Raw genomic sequence first — 25,699 nt, forward strand, 5'->3', positions numbered from 1 at the left:
CCAGCAGTACGGCACAGCGATCGATGACAACAGGGGGAACGAAATGACAGACACGGCAGCAGAGGCACAGGCATCGGCGAAGGCAGGCGCTGGGCTGAAGATCGAGCGGATCTTCAGCACCGAGGGCGTCCACCCCTACGACGAGATCACCTGGGAGCGGCGCGACGTCGTCCAGAAGAACTGGAAGACCGGCGCGACCGTCTTCGAGCAGACCGGCGTGGAGTTCCCCGACTTCTGGTCGATCAACGCCTCGACGATCGTGACGACCAAGTACTTCCGCGGCGCGCTCGGCACCGAGAAGCGTGAGCAGAGCCTGAAGCAGCTGATCGACCGGGTCGTGAACACCTACGTCGCCTCCGGCAAGGAGAACGACTACTTCGCCTCCGACGCCGACGCCGACCTCTTCGGCCGTGAGCTCACCTGGCTGCTGGTCAACCAGCACTTCGCCTTCAACTCGCCGGTCTGGTTCAACGTCGGCACCGAGTCCCCCCAGCAGGTCTCGGCCTGCTTCATCCTCTCGGTCGACGACTCCATGGACTCGATCCTGAACTGGTACAAGGAGGAGGGCCTGATCTTCAAGGGCGGCTCCGGTGCCGGTCTCAACCTCTCCCGCATCCGCTCCTCCAAGGAGCTGCTGAAGTCCTCCGGCGGCACCGCCTCCGGCCCGGTCTCCTTCATGCGCGGCGCCGACGCGTCCGCGGGCACCATCAAGTCCGGTGGCGCCACCCGCCGCGCGGCGAAGATGGTCGTGCTCGACGTCGACCACCCCGACATCGAGGAGTTCGTCGAGACCAAGGCGCGCGAGGAGGACAAGATCCGCGCACTGCGCGACGCCGGCTTCGACATGGACCTGGGCGGCAAGGACATCTCGTCCGTGCAGTACCAGAACGCCAACAACTCCGTGCGCGTCTCCGACGAGTTCATGCGCGCCGTCGAGGAGGGCAAGAAGTTCGGCCTCCGGGCGCGTACGACCGGTGAGGTCATCGAGGAGATCGACGCCCGCGAGCTGTTCCGCAAGATCTCGATCGCCGCGTGGGAGTGTGCCGACCCGGGTCTGCAGTACGACGACACGATCAACGACTGGCACACCAACCCGGAGACGGGCCGGATCACCGGCTCCAACCCGTGCTCGGAGTACATGTCGCTGGACAACTCCTCCTGCAACCTGGCGTCGCTGAACCTGCTGAAGTTCCTCAAGGACGACGACACCTTCGACGCCGTGCGCTTCCAGCAGGCCTGCGAGGTCGTCTTCACCGCGATGGACATCTCCATCTGCTTCGCCGACTTCCCGACCGAGGCGATCGGCGAGACCACCCGCGACTACCGCCAGCTCGGCATCGGCTACGCCAACCTCGGCGCGCTGCTGATGGCGATGGGTCTGGGCTACGACAGCGAGGGTGGCCGCACGATGGCCGCCGCCATCACCTCGCTGATGACCGGTGCCGGCTACAAGCGCTCGGCCGAGCTGGCCGGTGTCGTCGGGCCGTACGCCGGTTACGCCCGCAACGCCGAGGCCCACCAGCGGGTCATGCGCAAGCACCAGGCCGCCAACGACGCGGTCCGCTCGATCAACCCGGTCGACCGCAACATCATCGACGCGGCGACCCGCGTGTGGAACGACGTCGTCGAGATCGGCAAGGTCAACGGCTTCCGCAACGCCCAGGCCTCGCTGCTCGCTCCGACCGGCACCATCGGCTTCATGATGGACTGCGACACCACCGGCATCGAGCCCGACTTCTCGCTGGTCAAGTTCAAGAAGCTCGTCGGCGGCGGCTCGATGCAGATCGTCAACCAGGTGATCCCGCGCGCGCTGAAGAAGATGGGCTACCAGCCCGAGCAGATCGAGGCGATCGTCGCCTACATCGCCGAGCACGGCCACGTCATCGACGCCCCCGGCCTGCGCCAGGAGCACTACGAGGTCTTCGACACCGCGATGGGCAAGCGTGCGCTGCAGCCGATGGGCCACGTACGCATGATGGCGGCGACCCAGCCGTTCCTCTCCGGTGCGATCTCCAAGACCGTCAACCTGCCCGAGACCGCGACGGTCGAGGAGATCGAGCAGGTCTACATGGAGTCGTGGAAGCTGGGCCTGAAGGCCACCGCGATCTACCGCGACAACTGCAAGGTCGGCCAGCCGCTGGCCGACGGCAAGTCGGAGAGCGCCAAGAAGGACCAGGGTCTCTCCACCGCCGCCGTGGCTGCTGAGGCCGAGGTCGAGCCCGAGGTCATCGAGAAGATCATCGAGAAGATCGTCTACGCGCCGACCCGCAAGCGCCTGCCGAAGTCCCGCGTCTCGCGCACCACCTCCTTCACGGTCGGTGGCGCCGAGGGTTACATGACCTCCGGTGCCCACGCCGACGGCGAGCTCGGTGAGGTCTTCCTCAAGCTCGGCAAGCAGGGCTCGACCCTGGCCGGTGTCATGGACGCCTTCTCCATCGCGGTGTCCGTCGGCCTTCAGTACGGCGTGCCCCTGGAGACCTACGTCTCCAAGTTCACCAACCTGAAGTTCGAGCCCGCCGGTCTGACCGACGACCCGGACGTACGCATGGCGCAGTCGCTCATGGACTACGTCTTCCGCCGCCTGGCGCTGGACTACATGTCCTTCGAGGACCGCTCTGCTCTCGGCATCTACTCCGCCGACGAGCGTCAGCGCTACCTCGAGACCGGCTCCTACGAGCAGCTCGGCAACGGCACCACCGCCGCCGAACTGGTCCAGAAGCCGGCTCCGGAGCGCAAGGCCGCTCCTGTCGCCGAGCCGGTCGAGGCTGAGGTCGAGGAGGAGGCCGAGGTCGTCGAGGAGGCGCCCAAGGCCACCGCCCACACCACCGCCGAGCTGCTCGAGTCGATCAGTGGCATGGCCATCGACAGCCCGCTCTGCTTCACCTGCGGCACCAAGATGCGCCCCGCCGGCTCCTGCTACGTCTGCGAGGGCTGCGGCTCGACCTCCGGTTGCAGCTGAGCCTGAAGACTGAATGAGTCCGGTCCCGCACCCGAGGAAAGGGTGCGGGACCGGACCTATTTGGAGACGCCGAGACGTCAGCGGCCGAGGATGCGGCTCAGCAAGGTGCCGTTGGGGTCTTTGGGATCGGCGGAGTGGCCGGGGCACCACTGACCGGCGGGTACGGAGGCCTTGATGTCGGAGATGTGGCGGCCGCAGCCGGCCCAGGTGGTCTTCTTGCACTTCTTGCAGCGGACGGGGCGACACATTGTTCGGTTCCTGCTTCTGTGGTTCTGGTCGGTGTCAGGCGGGAGGTTCGCCGGCGTCGAGGGCGTCGACGAACTCGCAGAACGCGTCGAAGGCTCGCGCGCCGTGGATGGTGGCGGGGCCGCCGTGCATGAGGAAGGTGACGCCGATCGCCTCGGCTGCCTCCTGGGGGCTCGCGCCGGCGCGTGCGGCGGCCTGGCCGTGGGAGGCGATGCAGCCGTCGCAGCCCTCGACCACGCCGATCGCGAAGGCGATCAGCTCCTTGGTCTTGCGGTCGAGCGCACCATCGGCGAAGGCCGCCTTGGAGAGCCCGCCCCAGCCCTTGTAGACGTCGGGGATGGCACGGCGTAGCTCCTGGTGGAGCGGCCCCAGGTCCCGCAGGACGCTCTTGCCGTGGGGTGAGCCGTGGTCGGTCGTGGTGGTCATGCTGACTCCTTTCCGTAACCCCCCGGGGGGTTACGTCGACGACGGTAGCATAACCCCCCGGGGGGTTATAGAATCCCTGAATGCCAGCGGCTTCTCGGCCGGCTGGAGACGCTCACAGGAAAGAAGATGGACACCGATGCAGCTCGAGCCTGACGAGATCAAGGCCGTCATCACCCGACTCAAGCGGGCCAACGGACACCTCGCGTCCGTGATTCGGATGCTCGAGGAGGGCTCGGAGTGTGAAGACGCGCTGACCCAGCTCGCGGCGGTCAACAAGGCGGTCAGCCGGGGCGGCTACGCGCTGGTCGCCACCGGGCTGGAGAAGTGCCTCGCCGAGGGCGGGCGCGACAGTGTCGACACCAAGAAGATGGAGAAGCTCTTCCTCGCTCTTGCCTGATCGGCGGGCCGTTCACTGTCCACAGGCGAGCTCCGGGACAGGGTTATCCACAGGCCGGTGATAGGCGCTGGCGGGGCGTAGGGATCCGGGGTCTGCTGGGGTCATGCCCAAACGAAAGAAGCGTGAGAAGTCACCTCGTCCACCGAACAGGCCCGGAGATCCGCGGCGGCGGTCGTTCGCGGAGAAGGTCGTCGACAGTCCCTATTGGCCGGCGATGTTCGCGGTGAACGACGCCGAGGCCCGCGGAGACGTGAAGTCGGCCCTGGAGATCATCCACACGACCAGCGACCAGCTCGACAAGGAGCAGTTCTGGCATCCGTCGCGCCTCGAGCGGCTGGAACAGCTGCGGCTGCTCGAGGCGCTGATGCCGAGGTGGGCGCACTCGCGATGGATCGTCGCGCAGGCGCTGCAGAGCACCCACGCGCGCAACCAGTGGCGGATGTCGAAGGCGATCCGTGTCGCGCTGGACGTCCGTGGCGGCCCTGACCCCGGACGTGACCGGGAGGACGACCGGATCCAGATCTTGGATCGCGACTGGGTCTACCGGCAGACCTTCCTCTACGAGCTCGGCGGGCTCGAGGCGTTCCTGCGCCACAACGCGTCCGGCGACCTCATCGCCGGTGCCGACCGGATCTGGGAGTGGGCGCGGGCGCCGATGCGTGGCCTACGGCTGCTGGGACACGAGCCGCGACACCTGCTCTGGGAGGATCCGCGGACCGGAGAGCAGCTGACCACGATCAACATCGGTGCCGGACTGCTCGTAGATGACGGGGAGTGCGTGATCGGCAGGATCGTGCCGATCGATGACGGCCTGATGTTCGAGACGGCGCCGCTGCGGGTGCCTGAGGAGGTGGCGTACGCCGTCGCGGATGAGCCGGAGCGGTGGATCGACGCGCTGCGGGACAGGACTGGCAGGCCGGGGCACGAGCCGGGGGAGATCTGGACCCACCGCGGGCTGCGCGACTACGGCTTGCTCACCGACATTCCGTACGGACTGGTCAACCTCGCCATGGACGCGGGTCTGCATGCGTTCAGGAATCCGGATGACGACGGCCTGGTCGAGCTCGACGAGCTGTTCAACCATCCTGCCGACTATCCCGCGTGTCTGGCCGCGTGGCTGATGCGACCGGAGACGATCACGGCGCTCGGCGCGGGCGTGCCGCTGGAGGGCCTTTCCGCGCTCGGCGGGTTCGCCGAATTCGTCCACGAGCCGGCCGCGAGCCTCATCCGCGACCTGGCCGACCACCACGAGGAGGCTGCCTGACACTCCGCGAGGCCCCTCGCCCCGACCTGGAGTTTGGCCTAGTTTGATTCCAGTCGAGACCGTGGGGGTCGCAATGGCAGCACCGCAGGCGGCGTCGGACGTCGAGCCTCAGCTGAGCCGGCGCCGGATCAATCTCATCTTCGGCACCGTGCTCCTAGGCATGCTGCTCGCGGCGCTCGACCAGACGATCGTGTCGACCGCGCTGCCGACGATCGTGGCCGACGTCGGGGGTGCCGGACACCTGTCATGGGTGGTGTCGTCCTACCTCTTGGCCGAGACGGTGGCGACCGTGCTCGCCGGCAAGTTCGGTGACCTCTTCGGCCGCAAGCTGATGCTGCAGGTCTCCGCCGGGCTCTTCATCCTCGCCTCGGCCGCGTGCGGGTTCGCGACCGACATGGCCTGGCTGATCGGTGCCCGAGCCGTGCAGGGCATCGGTGCCGGCGGTCTGATGGTGACCGCGACGGCGCTGATCGGCGACATCATCCCGCTGCGGGAGCGAGGGAAGTACCAGGGCGCCCTCGGGGCGGTCTTCGGTGCCACCACCGTCCTCGGGCCGCTCCTCGGCGGTCTCTTCACCGACCACCTCTCCTGGCGCTGGGCGTTCTACATCAACCTGCCGCTCGGCATCGCCGTGATTGCGATCGCCAGCCTCACGCTGCCGCAGATCGCCCGCGGCAAGCGCCCCTCGATCGACTACCTCGGCATCCTCTTCGTCGGTCTCGGCGCCTCGATGCTGACGCTGGCCGTCAGCTGGGGCGGGACGGAGTACGCCTGGGGATCGGCGACCATCATCGGTCTGTTCATCGGCTCGGCGGTCGCGTTCGCGATCTTCGTCTGGGTCGAGTCGCGGGCGGTCTCTCCGATCCTGCCGCTGCGGCTGTTCCGGGACCGGGTGTTCACGGTCAGCGTCGTGCTCTCGTTCATCGTCGGCTTCGCGATGCTCGGCGCGATGACCTACCTGCCGACCTACATGCAGTACGTCCACGGCGTCTCCGCGACGTCGTCCGGGATCCGAACCCTGCCGATGGTCATCGGTCTGCTGGTGACATCGACAGTGGCGGGTTCGATCGTGGGCCGGACGGGCCGCTACAAGATCTTCCCGGTCGCCGGTGCCCTGATCATGGCGCTGGGGCTCTATCTGCTCTCGACCATGGACGCCGACACCAGCACCCTGATGATGTCGCTGTATCTGCTGATCATGGGCATGGGCGTCGGCCTGAGCATGCAGATCCTGACGATCATCGTGCAGAACACCGCGGCCTACGAGGACCTCGGCGTCGCGACCTCCGGCGTGACCTTCTTCCGGACGATGGGCAGCTCGTTCGGCGCCTCGATCATGGGCACCGTCTACGCCAACGGGCTCGCCGACCGGCTCCCCTCCGCCCTCGCCTCGGCCGGAGTCTCCCCGAACGAAGTCGCGACACCCGCCCTGCTGCACGCGCTGCCCGACGCCCAGAGCGCACCGATCATCGGTGCCTACGCGGAGACGCTGCAGATCGTCTTCCTCGCCGCGGTCCCGGTCGCCGGGCTGGCATTCGTGGTCGCGCTCCTCCTCAAGGAAGTGCCCCTACGCGGCACCTCGAGGGCTGCCGCGACCGACACGGGCGACGGCTTCGCGATGCCCAACTCCTCCGACAGCGCGATGCGCCTCGATACCGCCGTCGCCCAGCTGGTCCGCCGCCAGCCGCCGGAGACTTTCACCATGCTGCGGGAGTCGGCGATCGATCTCGACGCCGCGACCGCGTGGTGTGTACGCCAGATCGGGATCCGCGAGTGGGTCGGCGGCGAGACCTCGCTGGTCGCGATCGGCCATCGCCTCGGGATGCCGGGCGCGGTGCTGGCACCGGCATTCGCCACCGCCGCGGCGGAGGGCTACCTCCACGGCGACGAGACGGCGTACGCGCTGACGGAGGCGGGCAGGGAGGAGCTCGACAAGCTGGTCGCGGCGTTCAAGCAGTGGCTGGCCACCGAGCTCTCCGACTGGGGCGCCGACGACGCGAAGCTCGATGAGGCGCTCGCCGTGCTCTCCCGCAGGTTCGTCGAGGGTGAGCACGACGTGCGGAGCCCGGCCGAGGCGGCCGCCCTATAGGGCTTTTTACTTTCGTCGTGTTTGAAATCGGCGAAAGCGGGTAGGACGAAGGCATGAGTGACGACGACATGCACGTCAATCCCGACGATCTCAGGTCCATCAAGAGCACGCTCGACACCGCCGGCGGCGATCTCTTCAAGGAGGCCAAGCCGCTGCAGAAGACGCCTGACGTTGGCGAGTCGTCCTCCGAGGTCGCGACCGCGCTCGCGTCGCTGGCGGCAGCCGTCGGAGGGATGGCGGAAGGCCTCGGGTCACTCAGCGACGGCGTACAGAACGCTCTCGACCATGCGACCACGGCCGATCACGGGGCCGGCGATGCGGGCCGGCGCCAGGAGCAGAGGGTGAGGGGCAACTGAGATGGCTGAGGCGATGGACACGAAGGTCTACGGCGACGCGTCGGAAGCGCAGACAGCGGCGGACGCGTGCACGACCGCCAAGGACGGGGTCGGTGAGGCCCTCGCCGATCTCGGCAAGGCGATCAAGACTGCCGGCTCGTGGAAGGGCCAGGCCGGCGCCGCCTTCGAGTCGAAGGCGGAGAGGCGCAAGAGCGACCTGCGTCAGCTCGAGTCGCGGATCGAGGCCATGGGCAAGGGCCTCTCGACCTTCTCGGGTGACCTGAAGGCGGTCGAGACCAAGATGTCGACGATCCGCACCGAGGCCAGTGGCGCTGGGCTCACCGTCAGCGGCACCATGATCTCGCCGCCGACCGACCCGGGCGAGGACGCCTCCGAGGGCGAAGTCAAGGCTCACAACACCAAGGTCGAGAAGTGGAACGACCTGGTCAGCCGGGTCGAGACGGCTCGCAAGGACGAGGACAACGCTCACGAGGACCTCGGCAAGGCGATCTCGAAGTCGACCGGCGACGGCTGGATCGAGGACCGCCTCGAGGACCTGGGCCTGCTGCCGAAGGACTTCTCGGACGGCATGCAGATCGGTGCGTACGCTCTGGGGCTGGCCGGTCTGGGCGCCGGTGTCGGCGTCGACTGGATGGTGAAGAGCCGTTACGGCACGTTCCAGCCGCGGGTGAACGGCCGGTTCGCCAGTCCGTCGAGCCTGACCAAGCTCGAGCGGGCAGCCAAGGTTCTCAACGACAAGAACTGGCACGCGAAGGCCAACAAGGCAGCCGTACGCGGCAAGTGGCTGACCGCGGGCAAGTGGGCGACCCGGGCCGGCTGGGTGGTCACGGCCGGCGCCTCGGGGTGGGAGCAGTGGCAGAAGGACGCCGACGACCCGTCGCTGTCGACGACGGAGCGGGTGAGCCGCACGGTGAGCACGTCGGCGATCACGACTGCTGGTGCCGCGGGTGGGGCCTGGGCCGGGGCCCAGGCCGGTGCCGCTATCGGCAGCATCTTCCCCGGCCCGGGCACGGTCATCGGCGGTGTCGTGGGTGGCGTGATCGGTGGTGCGATCGGCTCCGGGCTGGCCGGCAAGGCGGCCGACTTCGTGGTCGACGAGGCCGGTGAGCTCGGCGAGGCCGTGGTCGACGGGGTCAGCGACTTCGCGGAGGGCGCCGGCGAGGTAGCCTCCGATGTCGGCGACGCCATCACCTTCTGGGACTAGGACCGCAATGATCTGGGCCGCACTCATCCTCGCCGCCGGCGTCATCGGCGCCGGGGTCAGCATCTGGCAACATCTCGGGCTTTCGGCTCGTGCCCGTTCCTGGGCGACCGCGTGGAACCGGGGCGGTGTGGGCGAGGACGTCGTACTCATCCATCTGCCCTGCATCTCCGCGCTGGCCATCACCGGCTCGACGGCCTTCGGGCTGGTGCCGGAGCAGACCGCGGCATGGACGATCATCGGTGGGCTCTTCCTGCTCACCTGCCTCGTTTATCCGCTGCTGGTCATCGTGCCCACCCCGTCGTTCATCAAGCCGAAGTGGTATCGCGAGTCGCGCCCGAAGAAGAAGCGCACCGCGGGAAAGAAGTGACCTTGTCTGATCAGACGACGATGACGATCCCGGAGGGCTGGGAGAGCGTCGAGCCACCCGAGGGCGTACGTTTCCTGGCGCTCGCGCCAGCGAGTGGCACCTTCCGCTCCAACCTCACGGTGACCGCCCAGACCAACGGCGAGCTGGGGTTCCGCGACTGGCAGGTCGGCTCCGAGATGGCCTTCACCGAGATGATGCCGGGCTACACGCCGATCGACCTCGAGCGCCTCACGATCGCCGGGCAGGAGGCGGGGCGGCGGCTGGCGATGTACGACGGGCCGGGCGGCTCCGCGCTGACCATGGAGCAGTGGTTCGTGGCGATCGACGGAGTCGGCCACACCCTGACCGCTACCGTGCTGACCAGCGACTATGCGACCTGGGCCGCCCAGATCGACGCCGCTGCCGCGACCTGGAGCCCGGCATGAGCGCCGCTGCCACGGAGGTCGTCTGGGTCCTCGCCGGTCCCGGCGGACGCCTCGAGCACCGCGCCGCGGTCGACCCCACGGGCATCCACCTCGAGCTCGGCGTCGACGGCACGCGTACGCAGCCCCTCGACCTCCCGCGAGGTCACCTGGTCCCGAGCCTGGTCCGCACCCTGAAGATCCGCCCGGTCAAGGGCGCGGCCGGGTCGGTACGCCCGTTCCCGACCGCCCGGATGGCCGAGCTGTTGAGCGAGGACCAGGACGCTCGCGACGTGGTCCTGACCGAGCTCGGTGCCCGCACCGCCTGGTCGATCACGGTCGGCCCCTGGCAGCTCGCCGGCATCAACGGCCCCGACGGCCTCCACCTCGCGCTGGAGGACAGGCTCACGCCGATGACCAACACCGTCTTCTATCGCATGCTCTGCGAGCAGCTCGGCGCCTACTGATCCCTTCGGATACCAAGGGTCGCGAAGTCGGCGCCGAGGATGCGGAAGGCGTCGACGAGGAGCCCGGCGACGAGCGCTGCCTCGGCCTGGGGAACGGTGCGCCAGTAGTGCGGCACGGCCGACGCCGGGGCGACCGGGTCGGTCTCGTCGGGGGTCAGCCAACCGGCCGCGCGAAGCGCCTCGTGCTGCTCGGCGGAGGCCTCCCAGGTGCCGCCGATGTGCTGCGTACCTGCGAACTCCGCGTAGAGGATCGAGTCCACGCACAGCACCTGCCCCCAGCGAGACGGCGGGGCGGACCGTGACGCCTTCGACCTGAGCCGGGCCAGGAGGCCTGTCGGGTCCGGCACCGACGGCGAGGGCTCAGCGATGATCACGAACTCCTGCTGGCCGAGGCCGGCGAGCTCGGAGACGATCCGTTCCTGCCACTGCGTTGCGTCCACCGGTCCATCCAACCAGGGCCGGCGAGCAGCGTTACCGGCGCGTTCACACGCAAGGGGTTGTCACGCGATCGCGGCACTGGTTGCATCTGTGCACCCCCTTCCCCCACGAACAAGGGACCGCACATGACTCTCGGGAAACGACTCACGCGCAAGCTCGCCGTCGCGCTTCCGCTCGCCGCACTCCTCTCCCTCGTTCCGGCGGCCGCCTGGGCCGCCCCGCCCTCGGCGCTGCCGGCCTCGGCGCCGGAGGGCGACCGCACCTGGCAGCCGGCGCTCGACTTCGACACCGACGGCTGTTACAGCACCCCGGCGATCGGTCCGGACGCCACGCTCAACGGCGGCCTGGCGATGGGCGGCACGGTCAACGGCCAGTGCCGCGACCTCTCCGACCTGCAGAGCACCAACGTCTACTCCCGCTCGAAGTGCAACAACGGCTGGTGTGCGTACCTCTACGGCTACTACTTCGAGAAGGACCAGGTCTCGTGGGGCCCGGGCTCGGCCGGCCACCGGCACGACTGGGAGCACATCATCGTGTGGGTGCAGGACGGCCACGCGAGGTTCATGTCCGTCTCCCAGCACTCCGGCTACCAGATCAAGTCTGAGTCCGAGTTGCAGTTCGAGGGCGGTACGCACCCCAAGGCCGTCTATCACAAGGACGGCGGCAGCACCCACTGCTTCCGCTTCCCCAAGACCGGCGGCGGAGACGAGCCGCCCGAGAACCACGAGGGCGTCTGGCAGGTCAAGGGTCTGGTCGGCTGGGACAACTACCCGGCCGGCATCCGCGACCGCCTCGCCGCGGCCGACTTCGGCGCCGCCACGTTCAAGCTCACCGACGCGCGCTTCGGCAACGCATTGGCGGGCGGGAAGCCGGCCGGGGTCTCCCTCGACCCCTACGCCTGAGCCGGCCGGTTCCCCACTTCGCGCAGGTCAGGTGGCCTGCGCGAAGTCGAACAACGCGATCGGGGCCGACGTCGGCTCGTCGGAGCCTCCCTCGGGCTCGACGGTGATCCCGGCCGCACTCGCGTCCCCGGCGTCACCCTCCAGGACGACGGTCTGGTCACTGCCGGCGGGCATCACGCCGGCGGGGACCATGACGTCGTCGTGCTGGAGCCAGAGCTCGTAGACCTTGCCGGTCGGCGCGGCCGGCATGTTGGAGGTGACCAGCACGGCCCTGTTCTCCGAGACCGATCGGACCACCCTGGCCCGGGCGTCGCCGGGCAGGTCTATGGCAACGGTCGTGGCGTCCTTCGCGTTCAGGACCCGCTCCGCGGTCGTCATGGTCTGGCTGGAGTCGTCGCGGAGCAGCTCGACGGCGGTGACCGTGCCGGTGCCGACGACGGCCAGCACCGCAGCCGCGGCGGCGAACGTACGCCAACCGAACCGGCGAGGGTCGGACGACGCGTCCGAGGGCTCAGGAGTCTCGATCGCTCTGTGCTTCGGCGCGGTCTCGGGTGGAAGCGGCCGGATCTCCTTGATGCCGGCGAGCAGGCGGTCGCGCAGCTCCGGCGAGGGAGCGGTGTCGGTCAGGCCGCCGAGCATCCAGGTGGTGTCGCGCAGGCTGGCCACCTCGTCACGGCAGTCGGCGCACACGGCGAGATGCTCCTCGAACCGGGCGCGCTCGATGTCGTCGAGGGCGTCGACGGCGTACGCCCCGGAGAGGGCGTGAATGTCATGCGCGGTCATCGGCTCACTCCCATCGCGTCGCGCAACCGGATCAGTCCATCCCGGATTCGGGTCTTTGCAGTGCCTATCGGCAGGTCGAGCATGGCGGCGACCTCAGTGTGGGTGTAACCACCGAAGTACGCCAGTTGTAGCGCCTCACGTTGAACTGCCGTCAGGGTTTCGAGGGCCGTGTGGACGCGGCGAGCCTCCAAGGAGGTCTCCACGGCCTCGGCCGTCGTGTCATGGGGCGGGGTCTGGGTGGTGCCGTGGTAGGCCGTGTCGTTGCGGCCGGCGGACTCCGCGGATCGAACCCGGTCGACGGCACGACGATGGGCCAGTGTCAGCAGCCACGAATGGGCGCTGCCCAGGTTCTCGTCGTACCGGCTGGCGGTACGCCACACCTGGAGGTACGCCTCCTGGGTGACCTCCTCCGCCTGAGCCGGGTCTCGCACCACTCGCAGCACCAGTCCGTGCACACGGGCGGAGGTCGCGTCGTAGAGGGCGGCGAAGGCGGCCTCATCGCCTCTGGCGACGCGACGGAGGAGCTCGGGAAGCCCCGGGGACCCCGCTCCCTCCGGCGACGAGTCGCCGGAGGGAACTGAGCTGAGCGGTCTCATGTATCGATCCTCGCGGATATCCGGTCCGATGTCCCGATCAGGGCATCAGAACGGTGTCGACGACGTACACCGTGGCGTTGGCGGTCGGGATGTTGCCGCACAGAACCTTGGCGTTCTCCTTGCCCACGGTGAACTCCTCGCCCTCGCCCTCGACGGTGATCATGTCGCCGGCCAGGGTCTCGTGCTCACCAGCGACCTCGTCCGGGCCGAGCTGACCGGCCACCACGTGGTGGGTGAGGACCTTGGTCAGCGTCTCCTTGTCGGCCAGGACGGCGTCCAGGTCGGCCTTCGGGATCTTCGCGAAGGCGTCGTCGGTCGGGGCGAAGACGGTCAGCGCGTCGGCGCTGTTCAGGGTGTCGACGAGCTCGGCCTGGCCGACGGCCGACACCAGCGTCGTGAGCAGCGGGTTGGCGCTCGCCGCGGAGGCGACCGGGGCCGTGGACATGCCGTTGAACGAGCCCTCGCCGTCGGCGGGGATCAGCTTGCAGCCCTCGCCGAAGGTCTGCGCGCCGGCCTCCATGTTCTCGGACTCCTCGGGAGCCGCCTCGGTCGACTCGGAGGTGCTGGACCCGCCTTCGCTGCCGGACGCGGAGTCCTCCGAACCACATGCCGAGAGACCGAGACCCAGCAGGAGCGCCATGGACGCGGCGACGCTGCCGGTGCGGGTGATCGTGTTGAGCTTCATTGGGAGAGCCTTTCGAGGGTTGGTCTCTTGCTGTCATGAGGGCTTCGGCACGGTGGCCGAATCGGATTTCGCCAATTTCTGATCAGGTGACGGTGACGACGATTTCCTGGATCCCGCTGGACCCGTCGGGGAACGGGGTGGCTCGCGCGTCGCTCTGCACGTTGCCGTCGCGATCGGTGACCCGAACGGCCAGCTGATGGCTGCCGGGTTGGGCGTCCCAGGGCAGGAACCACTGGCGCCAGTAGTCGATCCCGGCGTCCGGGCCGAGTTCGGCCGGCTGCCAGCGGCCGCCGTCGATGCGTACGTCGACCGTGGCGACGCCGTGGTGCTGGGCCCAGGCGACGCCGCCGATCACGGTGCGGCCTGAGGGGACGTTGCTCAGCGGGCGGGGCGTGTCGATCCGGCTGGACAGCTTGATCGGGGCATCGATGGCCCAGTCGCGGTCGGTCCAGTAGGCGGTCGCCTCGTCGTAGCGCGTCAGGGTCAGCCTGGTCACCCACTTGGTGGCGCCGACGTACCCGTAGAGACCGGGCACCACCAGCCTGGCCGGGAAGCCGTGGGTGCGGGGGAGGACCTCGCCGTTCATGCCGAGGGCGACCATCGCATTGCGCCCGTCCATCGCGGCCTCGAGCGGGGTGCTGATCGTGAAGCCCTCGACGTCGGTCGAGAGGATCTGGTCGGCCCGATCGCCGACGCCGGCCTCCTCGAGCAGCTCCTTGAGAGGTACGCCGGTCCAGCGCGCCGCGCCGACGAGCTTGCCGCCGACCTCGTTGGAGACGCAGGTCAGGGTGATGTCGTGCTCGACGTTCTCCCGCGCGCGCAGGTCGTCGTAGCTGAAGGTGAGCTCCCGCTCGACGTCACCGTCGATGGTCAGCGACCAGCTGTTCTGGTCGACGATCGGGACGGCCAGCTTGGTGTCGACACGGTAGAAGTCGCGGTTGCGGGTGATGAACCGGGAGATCCCCTGGTGCGTCTCCTCCAGGCCCGCCGGGAGCGCCGGCAGCGGGTCGCGGACCCGCGGCAGCATTATGTCGGCGAGCGCCGTACGCCCCCGCACGATCAGCTGCCCGCCGGTCGCGGCCGCTGCGGAGAGCAGGGCGAGGGCCCCGAACCCGATCAGTACGCTGCGGCGCGTGGCCGCGCTGTCGCTCGGGGTGTCGCTCCGGTGGGTCGGCGTGCGCTCAACGGTCAGGGCGCGGGTCAGCAGCACCAGGACGGCGGGTCCGAGGACGAGCGCCACCAACGTGGGCACCAGGTTGGCGACCTCGAAGAGCGGCTGGCGAACCACGGCGGCCCCGGCGAGCAGGACCAGGCCGGCCATGAGCCCGACGCCGAGTCTCAGCCGTCTGCGGGCCACGACGCCGATCACGGCGGCGAACGCGATCGTGACCAGCAGCACGCTGCCGATCAGGATCGGCTTGTCCGCGCTGCCGAGCTCGCGTACAGCCCACTCCTTGACCGGGGTGGGCGTGGCGTCGATGACCGCGGTGCTGACCGCGAGCGCGGGGGACGAGGCCGGGGTGAGCAGCGCAGCGGTGAGGTGCGCGGCGGACATTCCGGCCACTCCGGCGAGCACACCGGCGGCGGCATGGGCGAGGGTGTGGCGATCCAGGTGTCTCATAGCGGGAATTCGCGCCCGCGCCCGGAACGGATTTCAGTCGGAGTCGCGCATCTTGGCGAGCCTGGCTCTCAGACCGGGCGCCCGGTGCGCATTGGCACGCAGCCCGACATAGGCGTCGCCGTAGACCCAGAGCAGGGCGTCGTCGAGCCGGCGCACCGCGCCCGGCGGATAGCGGTAGTCCATCCGCGCCATGAGGGTCTCCTCGTCGACCGAGCGCAACGCGTCGCCGAGCTCGGTCAGCGAGGTGATGCCGAGCTCGAGGATGACTCCGGAGATCCACCCGTAGTGGTCGGTCCGCGACCAGCCGGCTTCGGCGTACTGCCCGGCCAGGAACGCCGCCAGCTCCCGGGGGCTGATCCGCGGGTCGTCGTCGGGAGCCTCCGTGCTGGCGGCGGTCGCGCCCTCCCGGAGCCGATCCCTGATCGTGGAGAACTCGCGGTCGGCGAGCTCGAGCAGGCCGGCAGCGAGCGTGAACCGTCGGTCGAAGTCGGGCACGTGCTCGCTGGGGATGGTGCCCTTGTAGCGGATGTCGTGCTCGAACTCGGCCCAGGCGTGCTGCAGCACCGTGCGGATCTGGATCTGCGCCTGGCGGCCTCGCAACAGCTCGTACGCCGCCTGGCCCTCGCGCGCGAGGTCGAGACTGACCAGCAGGTGACGGCTGGCGTACCCGAACCGGCCCTCGCTCGCGGTCTCCTCGCCCATGTCACGGTCGTCGTGGACCACCACCTGGTCGTCGAGCAGGTCGGCGACGGCCTGGACGTCGCTGTGGACGTAGGTGATCACCCGCAGCCCGATCTGGTCGGTGATCTGGCGGAGCGGGTCGGTGAAGACCTGTCGTCCGTCGACGGTACGAGCCGCCTTGGCCGCGAACGAGGCGACCGACTTCGCGCGAGAGGTCACGGTGAGGTAGTTGATGCCCGCGTCGTCGAGGATCGAGGTCACCAGCTGTACGTACTGGTCGGCTGCTTCTTGCAGCGTCGGCTGCATCGCGGCGTACTCACGGACCGCGGTCGCGGTGTCGTGGATCCTCGCCCCGGCTCGCCCGCGGGGTGTCGGGCGGAGGTCGTCGGGCAGCGTCGGCGTGACGATGTAGCCGGTGGCGAAGTCTCCGTAGGTGGTGGTGCGGTCCGGTGCGCGGGTCGCGAACAGGCCGATGTAGGCGGCCAGCACCGCGTCGACCTGGTCCTCGACCACGCGCAGCTCGCTCTTGCGTACGGCATTCTCGGCGGCCGTTCGCAGGGCGTGCCACGACGGGTTGTTGTCGAGCAGCAGCGGCGGGTCTGCGCTCGCGAGTCCCTCGAGCAGGCCGAACAGCATGATCAGCTCGGCGCGGAGCTGGTCGATGTCACGCCCTGACTTGTTCTTGTACTTCAGCGTCCGTCCCAGGCGGAAGAGGGCCACCGTCGCGGGGTGGGGGTAGACCTCGATCGCCCGGCGCCGCCGGCCGGACCGGGGGTTCATGTCGAGCCCGAGCCGAGCCGCGATCCGGGCGCCTCGAGGCTGCTCGCTGAACTCCGGCTTGCTGGTGTTGGAGGGGTGCGCGCCGGCGTCGAAGCGAGCGAAGTCCTTGTTGAGCGCAGCCTCGGCCGGACGGTTCCCGGTCGGGTTGGTGACGATCAGGGGAGCATCGATCGCGACGAGACAGTCGTCGACGTACGGCTCGAGGGCGGCGACGATCTCGTCGTCGGTCTTGGCGGCAGAGACGTGCACGAGGCGGCCCTCCTCGTCCAGGACGGCCAGGCCGGTCGGCCTGCGCACGCCCCAGGCGAGGTCGACTCCGAGGAAGTACATGGGGCCAGACTGCCCGCCCAAGAGGCGCGGGTCTAACCCCCGGGCCGTCAGCGAGTCGCCTGCACGATCGTGATCGGGCCGAACCGGTGGTCGATGTGGTCGATCTCGCGGGCATCGGTGAACCCGGCGTCGGTCAGCAGGGTGACGATCCCGTTGTCGAGGTTGCGCTCGGTATGGGCGTTCATCCCGCGATGCCGGTGGCCCTCGTGGCCGTGTCCCTTTCCGTGCCCGCCATGACCGTGGTCGGGGGCGCCGAAGTCGACGATGGTCACCCGCCCACCTGGCCGGAGGATCCGGTGAGCCTCGCGACCGAACCCCTCGCGCCCGGCGTCGTCGACGTGGTGAAGCGCGAGCGAGGAGACGACGTGGTCGACGCTGCCGTCCTCGGGCAGCAACCGGTCGGCGTACCCCTGCACCAGCGAGAGACGTACGCCCCGCCGACCCGCCTTCCGAGCGGCGATCCGAAGTGCGGCGTCGTCGGGGTCGTGTCCGGTGACGGCGGCTCCCGGGACGGCGCGAAGCACCGAGAAGGAGAGGTTGCCGGTGCCGCAGCCGACGTCGAGCACCGTCTGCCCGGGCGAGATGCCGGCGAGCTCGACCGTCCGTTCGTGGAGTGGGCGCACGCGGGCGAACCGGGTGAAGAGGTCGTAGAGGGGAAGGAGCCAGGTGCGGCCCATGCCGGGGAGGAACGGGCGGTCCCGTTCGCCCTCGGCGCGGCCGTCGATGATCTGTATGGTGGTCATACATCCACGATGGGACATCTTGCGGATCTATAGTGGGAGGGAAGTCGGTCGACATGGGACGTTCTTCGGATTCGACCTCGGTGCTCGCCCGAGCCGTGCGCACCGTGCGCGCCGACGGCACCCCGGTCTACGCCTGGGACCAGCGCCCGGGCAGACCTGCCGTCAGGGTCGTACCCCTCGATCCCGACTGCGACACCGAGCACCTGCCTCCCGACAACCGGCACGCTCACGACTTCTGGGTGCTGGCCTATGTCGAGCGCGGCGGCGGCGCCGTCGGCCTCGACGGCAAGCAGGTGGCCTTGCGTGACGGCGAGGTCCACGCGGTCGCGCCCGGCGAGGTCGTGGCCGCCGAGTCGCTCGCCGAGCTCACGCACGCGCGGGCGTGGTCGGTGGCGTTCACCCCCGACGCCATCCCCTCCCTCGCCTCCATCTCCCCGCTCACCTGGGCCCACCACCCGCTGCTCGCCCTCTTCGCCGCCGACGGCCGCCGCGGCATGGTCCCCGAGGCCGAGCGCCCCCGCTGGCAGGCCTGGCTCACCGAGCTCGACGACGAGCTACGCCACCCCGAACGCCTCGGCTCCCACGACGCCGTCACCGCGATCCTCACCAACCTCCTGGTCGCGTCGGCGCGGTTGGCCCCCAGCGCTCCCATCGCCCCCGACCCGCTGGTCAGCCGAGTCTTCGAGGAGATCGAGAGGACGTACGCCACCAAGGTCTCCGCCGGCGACCTGGCCCGCACCCTTGGCTACACCCCCGGCCACCTCACCACCGTCATCCGCCAACGCACCGGCCGCACCCTCCTCGACTGGCTCACCGAGCGCCGCCTCACCGAAGCCCGCCGCCTCCTCCGCGAAACCGACCTCCCGCTCTCGGTCATCTCCACCCGCACCGGCCTCACAGACCCCGGCTACCTGGTACGCCGCTTCAAGTCCCGCTACGGCACCACCCCCGACCGCTGGCGCCGGGAGGCTTGATGCCGTGATGGTCGAGTTTGGCTCCTGGTGCCAGTGCGAGGACGCCGTGTGAGCGACTGCAAGCCCGCCCATTCCATGGGATGCTCATTGCATGTCGCTCGACGACGACCTACTCCAGCTCCTCTCCGACAATCTGCGACTCGGCGAGGCGATCTACACCCTTGGTTCGCAGCAACCGAACTGGATCGTCAGGATCGCTCCCGAGGGGATCTACGTAGAGACCGAGCGTTCCAGAGACCGTGGCGCCGGTCCCAAACGTGTTCCTGCCGAGATGCTGACGAAAGCGTGGGAACGTCTAACTGTTCGGGGCGTACTCACGAACAAGGAACTCGTCGCCGCCGACGACCTCAACGTGAAGCGCTCGTCTTTTGTCTGTGCCGCCCTGGCCCAGCTTCCCGGCGTCGTCGTTACTTCCACCAGACCGATTACGCTCTCCTACCAACGCTGACAGCGCTCACTTCGCGCGAGCGCGGGCCTCCGTCAGCCTGGCAGCGAGCCAGTCAGGGATGAGGTCATCGCGGCGCGGGAAGTCCTCCAGATCGAGCCCATAGAGACCTGGGTCGACCGGCCTACTCCAAGCTGGCTCGTCGTTGTAGTTGAACTCGACTTCGGTAGACCATTGACCGTTGTCGTTGGTCACGGTCCACTTCGACGAGAACCATGTTCCGGCGCCGGGCCGATACATCACGTCGCGCAGCTCCTCGATTGCGTCGAGTGCATCGGGTCCCGGGACGCGTTCGACCGTGCCGTCTGGGCGGCGTGCGAGCAGTTCGATCTCGGCGTACATCGTGAGAACTCGAGGGGCGTAGACCAAGCTCGTCCATTCACCGGGGACAGCCGCTGCGGCCAGTGCCGCGATCTCGCTGATCAACTCACCTTGGCGGATCATCGCTGGAGTCCCGTTGTCGCTGGCTTCGGACATTCCTGAAATACTCCTCCGGCTGGTGCACCCCGTCGATGGTGTAGTCGGCTCGAATACGGCGTGGCGTTCGGCTGCTGCTGTTGCGCTGGTACTCGATCTTGAGGTCGACGCTCACGTTACGCCCTTGGCTGACCAGTCCGCGCAGCCTCGCCTCGAACGCGTAGAAGCTGTTCGGGATGGATCCGAACTCCTGCGACCCGGATCGGTTCAACTCTTCGAGCATCGCGACGATATTTATCCTCTCGGCGCCTCCCGCATGCGCGTTCTGATGCAGGTGACCGCCGTCGTATCCCTCGCCCGCTGTCTTTCCGACTGCGGACTGGATTGATTCTGACCGTGGCGCATCCCCGCGGGCCGCCTGGACATCGTTTGCCTTCACCGTCCGGGTCTCGTCATCGGTGTCATAGCGGAAGCGGTCGCTGACGACGTAGGTGACATTCGGGGCCGGATAGTTCAGATCCCAGTTCAGATTGCCTTTCGTTCCAAACGCCGTTTCGACGTGGGTGAGCTCCGCTGCGTCGTTGGTGTAGTAGATGCCACGACCGGGCACCTCATAGGCAGTGTTCGGCTCTAGGGCAAGTCCCCTCGGTGGAAACCGAGTTCGCGGTCCTAGCGGATTGGTTGTGATAGTCCGGCCCACCCGAGGCGGCGGGTACTTCTCGGTGGCTCGAACCAATGGGTGCGGGCCGATCGGCCAGTCATACTGCGTCGTTCCGCTGACGGCGGGCAGTGTGGCCGATGTACCTTCCAAAACCTTCGCGGGTGGAACATACGGAACGAAGGCCGCTGCGTCTGGGTCCGTCCAAGTCGCTCCTGGCGGCGGCAAGTACGGAAGAGCAAAACTGGCTGATGGCCCCGGGGCGTGCGTAGTCGATGCCTGGACGCTCCGGTCAGGGATTGCGGTAGTGCCGGCCGCAGCACCCACCCGAGCCGCCAACGCCGCTCTGAGAGGCGCGAAGGCGCGATTCAGGACGGGTCCCACTGTGTAGGCCTGCGGACGCACCAGCTTCCAGGCGATGTACGTCAGCACGCCGATGAGGCCGAGCTTGAGGACGAACCAGATGGCGTCGGTCGCAAGGATGGCAGCGAAGAATCGCAGCAGCAGAAGTCCCACGAGGAAACAGATCGGGCCCATCACCAGCGGCCCGGCGACACGCTTGAGCATCGCGATCGCCGCGTCGCGAGTGCGATCGATCATGAACAGCACGCCCAGCGCCGGGGAGAAGGGGACGATAAGCCGAATCAGGGCGTACGCGAGCAGCGTGGCGAGAGCGGCGAGAAGCAAGAAACCGCAGGTCACCAGGATCATGACCAGGTTCACGAGCGATGTGGTGACTCGCTGCGACCAGTGACCGCCCTTGAAGCGGTCGTACGCGAGCGCATCGTTCTCCTTGATCTGCTCGGCGTACGTCTTGAAGTCATCGGCCTTCTTCTCGACGATCTTCGCGCCGGCGCCCTCCGGATCGTCGCGGTAGGTCTCGTATTCCTCCCAGGAGAAGTGCGTAGCGGCGAAGACCTTCGGCCCGTACTCCTTGGCAGTCGCGGAATCGGGATTGCCGAAGACTCCAGTGGCCCACGTGCGGTACTGCGTGGTTCGGACGATGTGGTCGAACTGAATGTCCACCGCGACGACCGCCGACTCGTCGCCGAGGTCTTTGGCGTCTTCCGGGAGGGCTTTGTCGTCGTTGAACGACGTGGCGATCAGCTCGGTCGCTCCACGCACTCCGTCATCGACGAGGTGGACTGCCTCCAACGGATAGTTCATCAACCAGGACGAGAGGCCTAGCACGAGAAGAGCCCAGGCCGCTGCGGTGGTGGAGCCTGCGAATCGACCCGCTCGCGACCGCAAGATGATGATCACGACGACGAGAAGCAGGACGATGGGCAGCCATGGCGACCAGACTCCCTGAGCGGTCGCCGTCGTGGCCTCCACGACGGGTTCTTCGAGCGCGATGAGCCACGAGCTAGGGGAGAGCGCCGAGTGGAGCAGAGCGTGGGACCAGTTCGGCAGTAGGCCGGAGAGCTCGAGCAGGATGTTGCCGAGCGCTGTCCCGGCATCGGCGACGAACTGCCCGGTACAGCCGTTGTCGTAGGTGAACCATTGCGGTGAAGTTCCGTAGACCGATTCGATCGACGCCGGGTGCTGGGCAGCGAACGGATCCGCCGACCGCCCCGCCGGATCGATATCGAGCTCGACGACGAACGATCCGAACCCATGAGGTGAAGCCGGAATCGGCGCATCGAGGTTGTTGCACGCGTCCTCGCCCGGGATCGGCAACGGGTCGAACGGCACGTCGATCGCTGCGGCCGGGAGCGCGGTGAGCAACGCGAGCAGGAGGGTTGCCAAGGCCAGCAGACGGCCAAACGCCCGCCTGCCTGACAGATCCCTCGATGCCGCCCGAGCAGCCTTCACGTGAAGTGTTCTACCCGCGACCACCGACATCTAAACCGAATCAAGCAAAGAATCTCGCTTGCGCACGCAGTGTGCACAGCCTCGGCTCAGCAGGTCCGGTGGCCGGTGTTGCGTCGCTAGGCCTCGGTCGATGGGGCGAAGTAGTCGCCGAGCATCTCGGTGACCCAAGCCGGCTGGTGAGTCTCTCCGCGGGGGCCGAACTCGGCGAACCATGGCTTGACGTCGAGTACGGGGGTGCCGTCGACGGCGTCGAGGCCTTCGACGTGGAGGTCGAGTCCGTCGACCTTGATGAGTTTGCAGCGAGAGATACCGAGCCAGTTGCGGCGGCGCATGTTGCGGTGACCGATGTTGCCGACCTCGGGCCAGGCCGGGTTCTCGCGGGCACGGCGTAGGCCGAGGTTGAGGTCGGTCTGGTCGGTGAGGTGGAAGAAGAAGACGACTTCGAGGTGGGAGAACTCCTCCAGACCCTGGGTCGCCTCGACCGGGTACAGGTCGGGGTCGACGCGGATGATCGCCTGGGTACCGCCCCAGTAGTCATCGGTGGGCTCGGTCCGGCCGCCGACGACCTGGGCGATCGGGGTCATGGGGATGGGTTCCACGGTTGCTCCTTGGGGGTGGGGCGTTCGAGTCAGGCGGTGGCGAGGTAGGCGGCGGCGCGCTGGTCGAGGTCTGCGAACTCGCTGGTGGAGCGAACAGGTTGGAGGACCTGGCGCACGGTGGCGGCCATGTCCCGCACCCGTCCGGATCGCACGCCAGAAGTGGCGTCCAGCGCGGTCGACCAGGTCGCACCGGCACGATCGAGGTGGCCGCGGGCGGCCTGGATCTCGCCGAGGTAGCCGAGGGTGACCGCGTGGGTGCGTACGAACTCCTTGCCGCGCAGTTCGACGCTGCGGGTCAGAGCGGTCTCGGCGCCGTTGAGGTCGCCGCTGGCGTAGAGGGTGCGGCCGGTCTCATGGGCGAGTGATGCCTGGGAGAAGAAGAACACCCTGCTTGGTTCTTCGTCTCCACTGCTCGCTGCGGCGAGGTCCTTCTCCGCACGCAACAGGGCGGCCGCGGACGCACCACCGAGTCCCGCGGTGGCGAGCGCCCGAGCATGGACGACACCGATCAGGGAACGCTCACGCGGGCACGCCGTGCGGTATCGGGCGCCGTCCACGGATGCCTCGGCAAGCGCGAGCGCGTCGTTGGGTTTTTCGAGCTCGATCGCTTGATGCGCGAGTGCCCGAAGGGCGTGGCCCGCAAGTGCCGGATCGCTGGCCTCCTCGGCGAGCTTGACCGAGGTCGTCAGCAGACGACGTGCCTGGCCGTGGCGGGCATCGTCAAAGGCCATCCACCCTGCGACGTAGGCGACCTCGGATGCTGCTGCGAACATCGCTGCCCTGACCGACTCGTTAGGGAAGACCCCGGTGACCATCCTTTGCACGTCGTTCGTGAGGTACGCCGTGACCTGAGCGAGCGCGCTTCCGCCGCCGTGCTTCTGGTCAGCGCGAGCGAATCCGGCCGCCGTGGAGTAGACCCGTGCCACATCGGTCGCGCCGTAGCGTCGTCCCGTTGTCGGCGGGGAACCCCACGACACCACGGTTGCCGCGGCCGCACCAAGTGCCTCACGTCGAGTCAGGTCCACAGCGCCATTGTCCCGGGCCGGCCGAGCGGCCGGAGCCATTGGGGTTTGCAGCTGCCGAAGCAGATCCTGCTGAGCCAGTGGCAGGTGCTCGTGATCGACGTCATCGAGAAGGTCGAGGACCGTGCAGCCGTGTCCAAATGCGCGAGCCAGACGTGCGAGGTCCTCCAGCGCGGGACGCGAACCTCCGTGTGGCCAGTTCTCCCAACGAGAGAGCCGGGAGTCATCGATCGGGGCATCCGGGTTGACCGTCCGGTACTGCTGCACCGCCTTCCACTGCGTCCAGCCGAGAGCTGCCCGCCAGGCCCGCCGAGGGCGGTCACCGAAAGCTTGTTGCATCTGCGCAGCGATCTGAGCCACCGAGCGATCCTCGGCCACCAAGCGCACGCGCAACTGCTCGCGCGCAGCCCTCTCGCTTCGTGCCACGTCGAATTCCTCGCCCGATCGTCGTCTGCGGCCCCTATCTGACGCGATCGTATCCGCGCGCCCAGCCCGCAGCCACCGATGCGTGAACACGGCGCAGAAACTTGCATCCAGATACAAGATCCCGACTCACCCACGCCCAAATACGCAGGTCAAGGGCCTGTCGGGCCGCGGACCAGAAAGTTGCCGCTCCGCGTGGGAGCCTGACCGGCTTGCTCCAGCACGCTGGTCGGGTCAATCCGCGGTACTCACGCCGCGCCGAAACCCGGAGATCGAGATGTCAGCAACCATGACCCGCACCGTCAGACCCGGAGGGCCCGGACGTCCTCGCCACACTGGCCAGATCGCGACAGGATCGGCCCGCGAGGACATCCTCGACCACGCCGCGCGTATGTTCACAAGTCGCGGTTACGCAGGCACCTCGACCCGAGACATCGCCGAGGCCGTCGGCATCCGACAGTCCTCGCTGTACTACCACTTCGCAGACAAAGGTGAGATTCTCAGCGAGCTGCTCGAGCAGACAATCCGCCCGACGATCGACAAGGTCGAGGAGATCGAACGGCTCGCCGCCGAGCACGGCTGGGCAATCGTGTTGTACGTCCTAGTCCTCGTCGACGTGCACATTCTCGCCATCGCGCCCCACAACGCCGGCATGCTCCCGCGGTTGCCCGACGTCACCAGCCAGCCGCTGTTCAAGCGCGCCAAGACCGTGCGCCGAGAACTCATCGACGCCTACGACCGCATCGCCTCACACCTCACCAACAACCGGAGTCAACACGATCTCCGCCTGGGCAGCGTGCTGCTCCAACTCGTCGAAGTCGTCATCAGCATCCGCCGCGCCGGAGACACGCTCACCGACACGAAACGTCATGCCATCGCAGCCTCCGCACTCCGAATCTGCGACGTACCCGCCGAACAGATCTGGACCGCCGCCCTCACCGCGGAGCGCTTGGTCGGCCGGTTCGCCTAGTCTCCCGGCCAGGCCGCTCCGATGGTGGTGGTCAGGCCGGGCCAATCACCTCGTCTGCAACAGGACCGGTTGGGGTGTGTATGTCGAGGCGGCTTTCTCCCGCCTGCCTAGCAATGCAACAGGGACATCTGAGAGTCGTAAGCCTCGACCAAAGCGTTCTTTGCGAGGTCAATGCGCTTTGTTGACAAACCACCGTCACCGTCTAGGTCAGTGATCTCGACGAGCCGGACGAGGTACTCGTTGCCATGTCATAGCGCCGGCCCCCATCGCCTCGGACCCGCTGGTTACCCGCGTCTTCGACGAGTTCGAGAGGACGTACGCCACCAAGGTCTCCGCCGGCGACCTGGCCCGCTCCCTGGGCTACACCCCCGGCCACCTCACCACCGTCATCAGCCAACGCACCGGCTGCACCCTCCTCGACTGGCTGGCTGGCACTCACCCATTTGCTGCCCCGATAGCCGCCGTCAGCGTTCCAGGATCTCTGGTCGCCTGTGGCGCCGTGGCGCTGGACGGCGGGCCGTCGCCACAGCGACATCGGTGCCTCGGGCCTTTGGTGCGCCTCTAGTTGCTCGCGGACGGGCGACGGACCCCTGTCGTGGAGGGTGTGAAGATGCGACGAGAGCGAGGAACCAACGATAGTC

26 protein-coding genes are annotated in these 25,699 nt (G+C 68.1%); 13 read left to right on the top strand and 13 right to left on the bottom strand.

Annotated features, from left to right (window positions below; translation table 11 throughout):
• The first annotated feature begins 43 nt into the window (after positions 1-43).
• The gene (locus tag OG801_RS18685) at positions 44-2,959 is read left to right on the top strand and encodes a vitamin B12-dependent ribonucleotide reductase (protein ID WP_406030428.1); all 2,916 of its coding nucleotides are present in this window, start codon (positions 44-46) and stop codon (positions 2,957-2,959) included.
• A gap of 77 nt (positions 2,960-3,036) precedes the next feature.
• Here OG801_RS18685 and OG801_RS18690 read toward each other — a convergent pair whose 3' ends face one another.
• Positions 3,037-3,207, bottom strand: a complete 171-nt coding sequence (locus OG801_RS18690; RefSeq protein WP_406030430.1) for a hypothetical protein — start codon at positions 3,205-3,207, stop codon at positions 3,037-3,039.
• A gap of 34 nt (positions 3,208-3,241) precedes the next feature.
• Positions 3,242-3,631: a carboxymuconolactone decarboxylase family protein gene (locus OG801_RS18695; protein ID WP_350663661.1), complete on the bottom strand. Its 390-nt coding sequence runs from the start codon at positions 3,629-3,631 to the stop codon at positions 3,242-3,244.
• Between the two features lie 136 nt (positions 3,632-3,767).
• Here OG801_RS18695 and OG801_RS18700 point away from each other — a divergent pair, with 136 nt between their 5' ends.
• The 8 genes from OG801_RS18700 (at position 3,768) to OG801_RS18735 (ending at position 10,176) form a co-directional block, all read left to right on the top strand.
• Positions 3,768-4,028, top strand: coding sequence for a metal-sensitive transcriptional regulator (locus OG801_RS18700; RefSeq protein ID WP_141802705.1), 261 nt, complete (start codon positions 3,768-3,770; stop codon positions 4,026-4,028).
• 214 nt (positions 4,029-4,242) lie between these two features.
• Positions 4,243-5,292, top strand: coding sequence for a hypothetical protein (locus OG801_RS18705; RefSeq protein ID WP_406030433.1), 1,050 nt, complete (start codon positions 4,243-4,245; stop codon positions 5,290-5,292).
• 73 nt (positions 5,293-5,365) lie between these two features.
• Positions 5,366-7,381, top strand: coding sequence for an MDR family MFS transporter (locus OG801_RS18710; protein WP_406030435.1), 2,016 nt, complete (start codon positions 5,366-5,368; stop codon positions 7,379-7,381).
• A 53-nt stretch (positions 7,382-7,434) separates the two neighbouring features.
• The gene (locus OG801_RS18715) at positions 7,435-7,737 is read left to right on the top strand and encodes a hypothetical protein (protein WP_355019934.1); all 303 of its coding nucleotides are present in this window, start codon (positions 7,435-7,437) and stop codon (positions 7,735-7,737) included.
• Between the two features lies 1 nt (position 7,738).
• Positions 7,739-8,941, top strand: coding sequence for a WXG100 family type VII secretion target (locus OG801_RS18720; RefSeq protein WP_406030437.1), 1,203 nt, complete (start codon positions 7,739-7,741; stop codon positions 8,939-8,941).
• A gap of 7 nt (positions 8,942-8,948) precedes the next feature.
• Positions 8,949-9,308, top strand: coding sequence for a hypothetical protein (locus tag OG801_RS18725; RefSeq protein WP_350663671.1), 360 nt, complete (start codon positions 8,949-8,951; stop codon positions 9,306-9,308).
• 2 nt (positions 9,309-9,310) lie between these two features.
• Entirely contained in the window at positions 9,311-9,733 is a 423-nt protein-coding gene (locus OG801_RS18730; protein WP_406030439.1) for a hypothetical protein, read from the top strand.
• Complete coding sequence (locus OG801_RS18735; RefSeq protein WP_406030441.1) at positions 9,730-10,176, top strand: hypothetical protein; 447 nt, start codon at positions 9,730-9,732, stop codon at positions 10,174-10,176. Before OG801_RS18730 ends, OG801_RS18735 begins: the two co-directional genes overlap by 4 nt.
• On the opposite strand, the gene OG801_RS18740 is transcribed toward OG801_RS18735, so the two are convergent.
• Positions 10,170-10,616, bottom strand: coding sequence for a TY-Chap domain-containing protein (locus tag OG801_RS18740; protein WP_406030443.1), 447 nt, complete (start codon positions 10,614-10,616; stop codon positions 10,170-10,172). The genes OG801_RS18735 and OG801_RS18740 overlap by 7 nt on opposite strands.
• A gap of 123 nt (positions 10,617-10,739) precedes the next feature.
• On the opposite strand from OG801_RS18740, the gene OG801_RS18745 reads away from it, so the two are divergent.
• The gene (locus OG801_RS18745; RefSeq protein ID WP_406030445.1) at positions 10,740-11,516 is read left to right on the top strand and encodes an NPP1 family protein; all 777 of its coding nucleotides are present in this window, start codon (positions 10,740-10,742) and stop codon (positions 11,514-11,516) included.
• Positions 11,517-11,543: 27 nt separating this feature from the next.
• Here OG801_RS18745 and OG801_RS18750 read toward each other — a convergent pair whose 3' ends face one another.
• From OG801_RS18750 to OG801_RS18775, 6 genes are all read right to left on the bottom strand, one after another.
• Entirely contained in the window at positions 11,544-12,299 is a 756-nt protein-coding gene (locus OG801_RS18750; RefSeq protein WP_406030447.1) for an anti-sigma factor domain-containing protein, read from the bottom strand.
• Positions 12,296-12,895, bottom strand: coding sequence for an ECF RNA polymerase sigma factor SigK (sigK, locus tag OG801_RS18755; RefSeq protein WP_355019923.1), 600 nt, complete (start codon positions 12,893-12,895; stop codon positions 12,296-12,298). Before sigK ends, OG801_RS18750 begins: the two co-directional genes overlap by 4 nt.
• 37 nt (positions 12,896-12,932) lie before the next feature.
• Positions 12,933-13,580 (bottom strand): fasciclin domain-containing protein, encoded by a 648-nt coding sequence (locus OG801_RS18760; RefSeq protein ID WP_355019922.1) that lies wholly within the window; start codon positions 13,578-13,580, stop codon positions 12,933-12,935.
• Positions 13,581-13,662: 82 nt separating this feature from the next.
• Positions 13,663-15,201: a molybdopterin-dependent oxidoreductase gene (locus tag OG801_RS18765; RefSeq protein ID WP_406030450.1), complete on the bottom strand. Its 1,539-nt coding sequence runs from the start codon at positions 15,199-15,201 to the stop codon at positions 13,663-13,665.
• A 33-nt stretch (positions 15,202-15,234) separates the two neighbouring features.
• Complete coding sequence (locus OG801_RS18770; protein WP_406030451.1) at positions 15,235-16,992, bottom strand: DUF429 domain-containing protein; 1,758 nt, start codon at positions 16,990-16,992, stop codon at positions 15,235-15,237.
• 47 nt (positions 16,993-17,039) lie between these two features.
• Complete coding sequence (locus tag OG801_RS18775; RefSeq protein WP_406030453.1) at positions 17,040-17,735, bottom strand: class I SAM-dependent methyltransferase; 696 nt, start codon at positions 17,733-17,735, stop codon at positions 17,040-17,042.
• Positions 17,736-17,788: 53 nt separating this feature from the next.
• Here OG801_RS18775 and OG801_RS18780 point away from each other — a divergent pair, with 53 nt between their 5' ends.
• Entirely contained in the window at positions 17,789-18,709 is a 921-nt protein-coding gene (locus tag OG801_RS18780; RefSeq protein ID WP_406030455.1) for an AraC family transcriptional regulator, read from the top strand.
• 91 nt (positions 18,710-18,800) lie between these two features.
• Positions 18,801-19,157 carry a hypothetical protein gene (locus OG801_RS18785; RefSeq protein ID WP_406030457.1) on the top strand — a complete coding sequence of 119 codons (357 nt, stop codon included), beginning with the start codon at positions 18,801-18,803 and terminating at the stop codon, positions 19,155-19,157.
• A gap of 6 nt (positions 19,158-19,163) precedes the next feature.
• Here OG801_RS18785 and OG801_RS18790 read toward each other — a convergent pair whose 3' ends face one another.
• The 4 genes from OG801_RS18790 to OG801_RS18805 all read right to left on the bottom strand — a co-directional run bounded on the left by OG801_RS18790 (position 19,164) and on the right by OG801_RS18805 (position 24,025).
• The gene (locus OG801_RS18790; protein WP_406030459.1) at positions 19,164-19,631 is read right to left on the bottom strand and encodes an agglutinin cell wall attachment protein; all 468 of its coding nucleotides are present in this window, start codon (positions 19,629-19,631) and stop codon (positions 19,164-19,166) included.
• Positions 19,582-22,044, bottom strand: a complete 2,463-nt coding sequence (locus OG801_RS18795; protein WP_406030461.1) for a DNA/RNA non-specific endonuclease — start codon at positions 22,042-22,044, stop codon at positions 19,582-19,584. The genes OG801_RS18790 and OG801_RS18795 overlap by 50 nt, the downstream gene beginning before the upstream one ends.
• Positions 22,045-22,160: 116 nt before the next feature.
• Positions 22,161-22,643, bottom strand: a complete 483-nt coding sequence (locus OG801_RS18800; RefSeq protein WP_406030463.1) for a TrmO family methyltransferase — start codon at positions 22,641-22,643, stop codon at positions 22,161-22,163.
• Positions 22,644-22,672: 29 nt separating this feature from the next.
• Entirely contained in the window at positions 22,673-24,025 is a 1,353-nt protein-coding gene (locus OG801_RS18805; protein WP_406030465.1) for a helix-turn-helix domain-containing protein, read from the bottom strand.
• 148 nt (positions 24,026-24,173) lie between these two features.
• On the opposite strand from OG801_RS18805, the gene OG801_RS18810 reads away from it, so the two are divergent.
• Positions 24,174-25,058, top strand: coding sequence for a TetR/AcrR family transcriptional regulator (locus tag OG801_RS18810; protein ID WP_406030467.1), 885 nt, complete (start codon positions 24,174-24,176; stop codon positions 25,056-25,058).
• Positions 25,059-25,699 lie beyond the last annotated feature (641 nt).

The sequence above is a fragment of the Nocardioides sp. NBC_00163 genome, assembly GCF_045206295.1.
Classification (GTDB): Bacteria; Actinomycetota; Actinomycetes; order Propionibacteriales; family Nocardioidaceae; genus Nocardioides.

Coding starts and splice junctions, on each gene's coding strand:
- OG801_RS18725 (WP_350663671.1), top strand. CDS start 8,949: ATGATCTGGGCCGCACTCATCCTCGCCGCCGGCGTCATCGGCGCCGGG.
- OG801_RS18745 (WP_406030445.1), top strand. CDS start 10,740: ATGACTCTCGGGAAACGACTCACGCGCAAGCTCGCCGTCGCGCTTCCG.
- OG801_RS18780 (WP_406030455.1), top strand. CDS start 17,789: ATGGGACGTTCTTCGGATTCGACCTCGGTGCTCGCCCGAGCCGTGCGC.
- OG801_RS18775 (WP_406030453.1), bottom strand. CDS start 17,735: ATGACCACCATACAGATCATCGACGGCCGCGCCGAGGGCGAACGGGAC.
- OG801_RS18690 (WP_406030430.1), bottom strand. CDS start 3,207: ATGTGTCGCCCCGTCCGCTGCAAGAAGTGCAAGAAGACCACCTGGGCC.
- OG801_RS18770 (WP_406030451.1), bottom strand. CDS start 16,992: ATGTACTTCCTCGGAGTCGACCTCGCCTGGGGCGTGCGCAGGCCGACC.
- OG801_RS18760 (WP_355019922.1), bottom strand. CDS start 13,580: ATGAAGCTCAACACGATCACCCGCACCGGCAGCGTCGCCGCGTCCATG.
- OG801_RS18765 (WP_406030450.1), bottom strand. CDS start 15,201: ATGAGACACCTGGATCGCCACACCCTCGCCCATGCCGCCGCCGGTGTG.
- OG801_RS18700 (WP_141802705.1), top strand. CDS start 3,768: ATGCAGCTCGAGCCTGACGAGATCAAGGCCGTCATCACCCGACTCAAG.
- OG801_RS18790 (WP_406030459.1), bottom strand. CDS start 19,631: ATGTCCGAAGCCAGCGACAACGGGACTCCAGCGATGATCCGCCAAGGT.
- sigK (WP_355019923.1), bottom strand. CDS start 12,895: ATGAGACCGCTCAGCTCAGTTCCCTCCGGCGACTCGTCGCCGGAGGGA.
- OG801_RS18735 (WP_406030441.1), top strand. CDS start 9,730: ATGAGCGCCGCTGCCACGGAGGTCGTCTGGGTCCTCGCCGGTCCCGGC.
- OG801_RS18685 (WP_406030428.1), top strand. CDS start 44: ATGACAGACACGGCAGCAGAGGCACAGGCATCGGCGAAGGCAGGCGCT.
- OG801_RS18705 (WP_406030433.1), top strand. CDS start 4,243: ATGTTCGCGGTGAACGACGCCGAGGCCCGCGGAGACGTGAAGTCGGCC.
- OG801_RS18715 (WP_355019934.1), top strand. CDS start 7,435: ATGAGTGACGACGACATGCACGTCAATCCCGACGATCTCAGGTCCATC.
- OG801_RS18710 (WP_406030435.1), top strand. CDS start 5,366: ATGGCAGCACCGCAGGCGGCGTCGGACGTCGAGCCTCAGCTGAGCCGG.
- OG801_RS18750 (WP_406030447.1), bottom strand. CDS start 12,299: ATGACCGCGCATGACATTCACGCCCTCTCCGGGGCGTACGCCGTCGAC.
- OG801_RS18785 (WP_406030457.1), top strand. CDS start 18,801: ATGTCGCTCGACGACGACCTACTCCAGCTCCTCTCCGACAATCTGCGA.
- OG801_RS18695 (WP_350663661.1), bottom strand. CDS start 3,631: ATGACCACCACGACCGACCACGGCTCACCCCACGGCAAGAGCGTCCTG.
- OG801_RS18720 (WP_406030437.1), top strand. CDS start 7,739: ATGGCTGAGGCGATGGACACGAAGGTCTACGGCGACGCGTCGGAAGCG.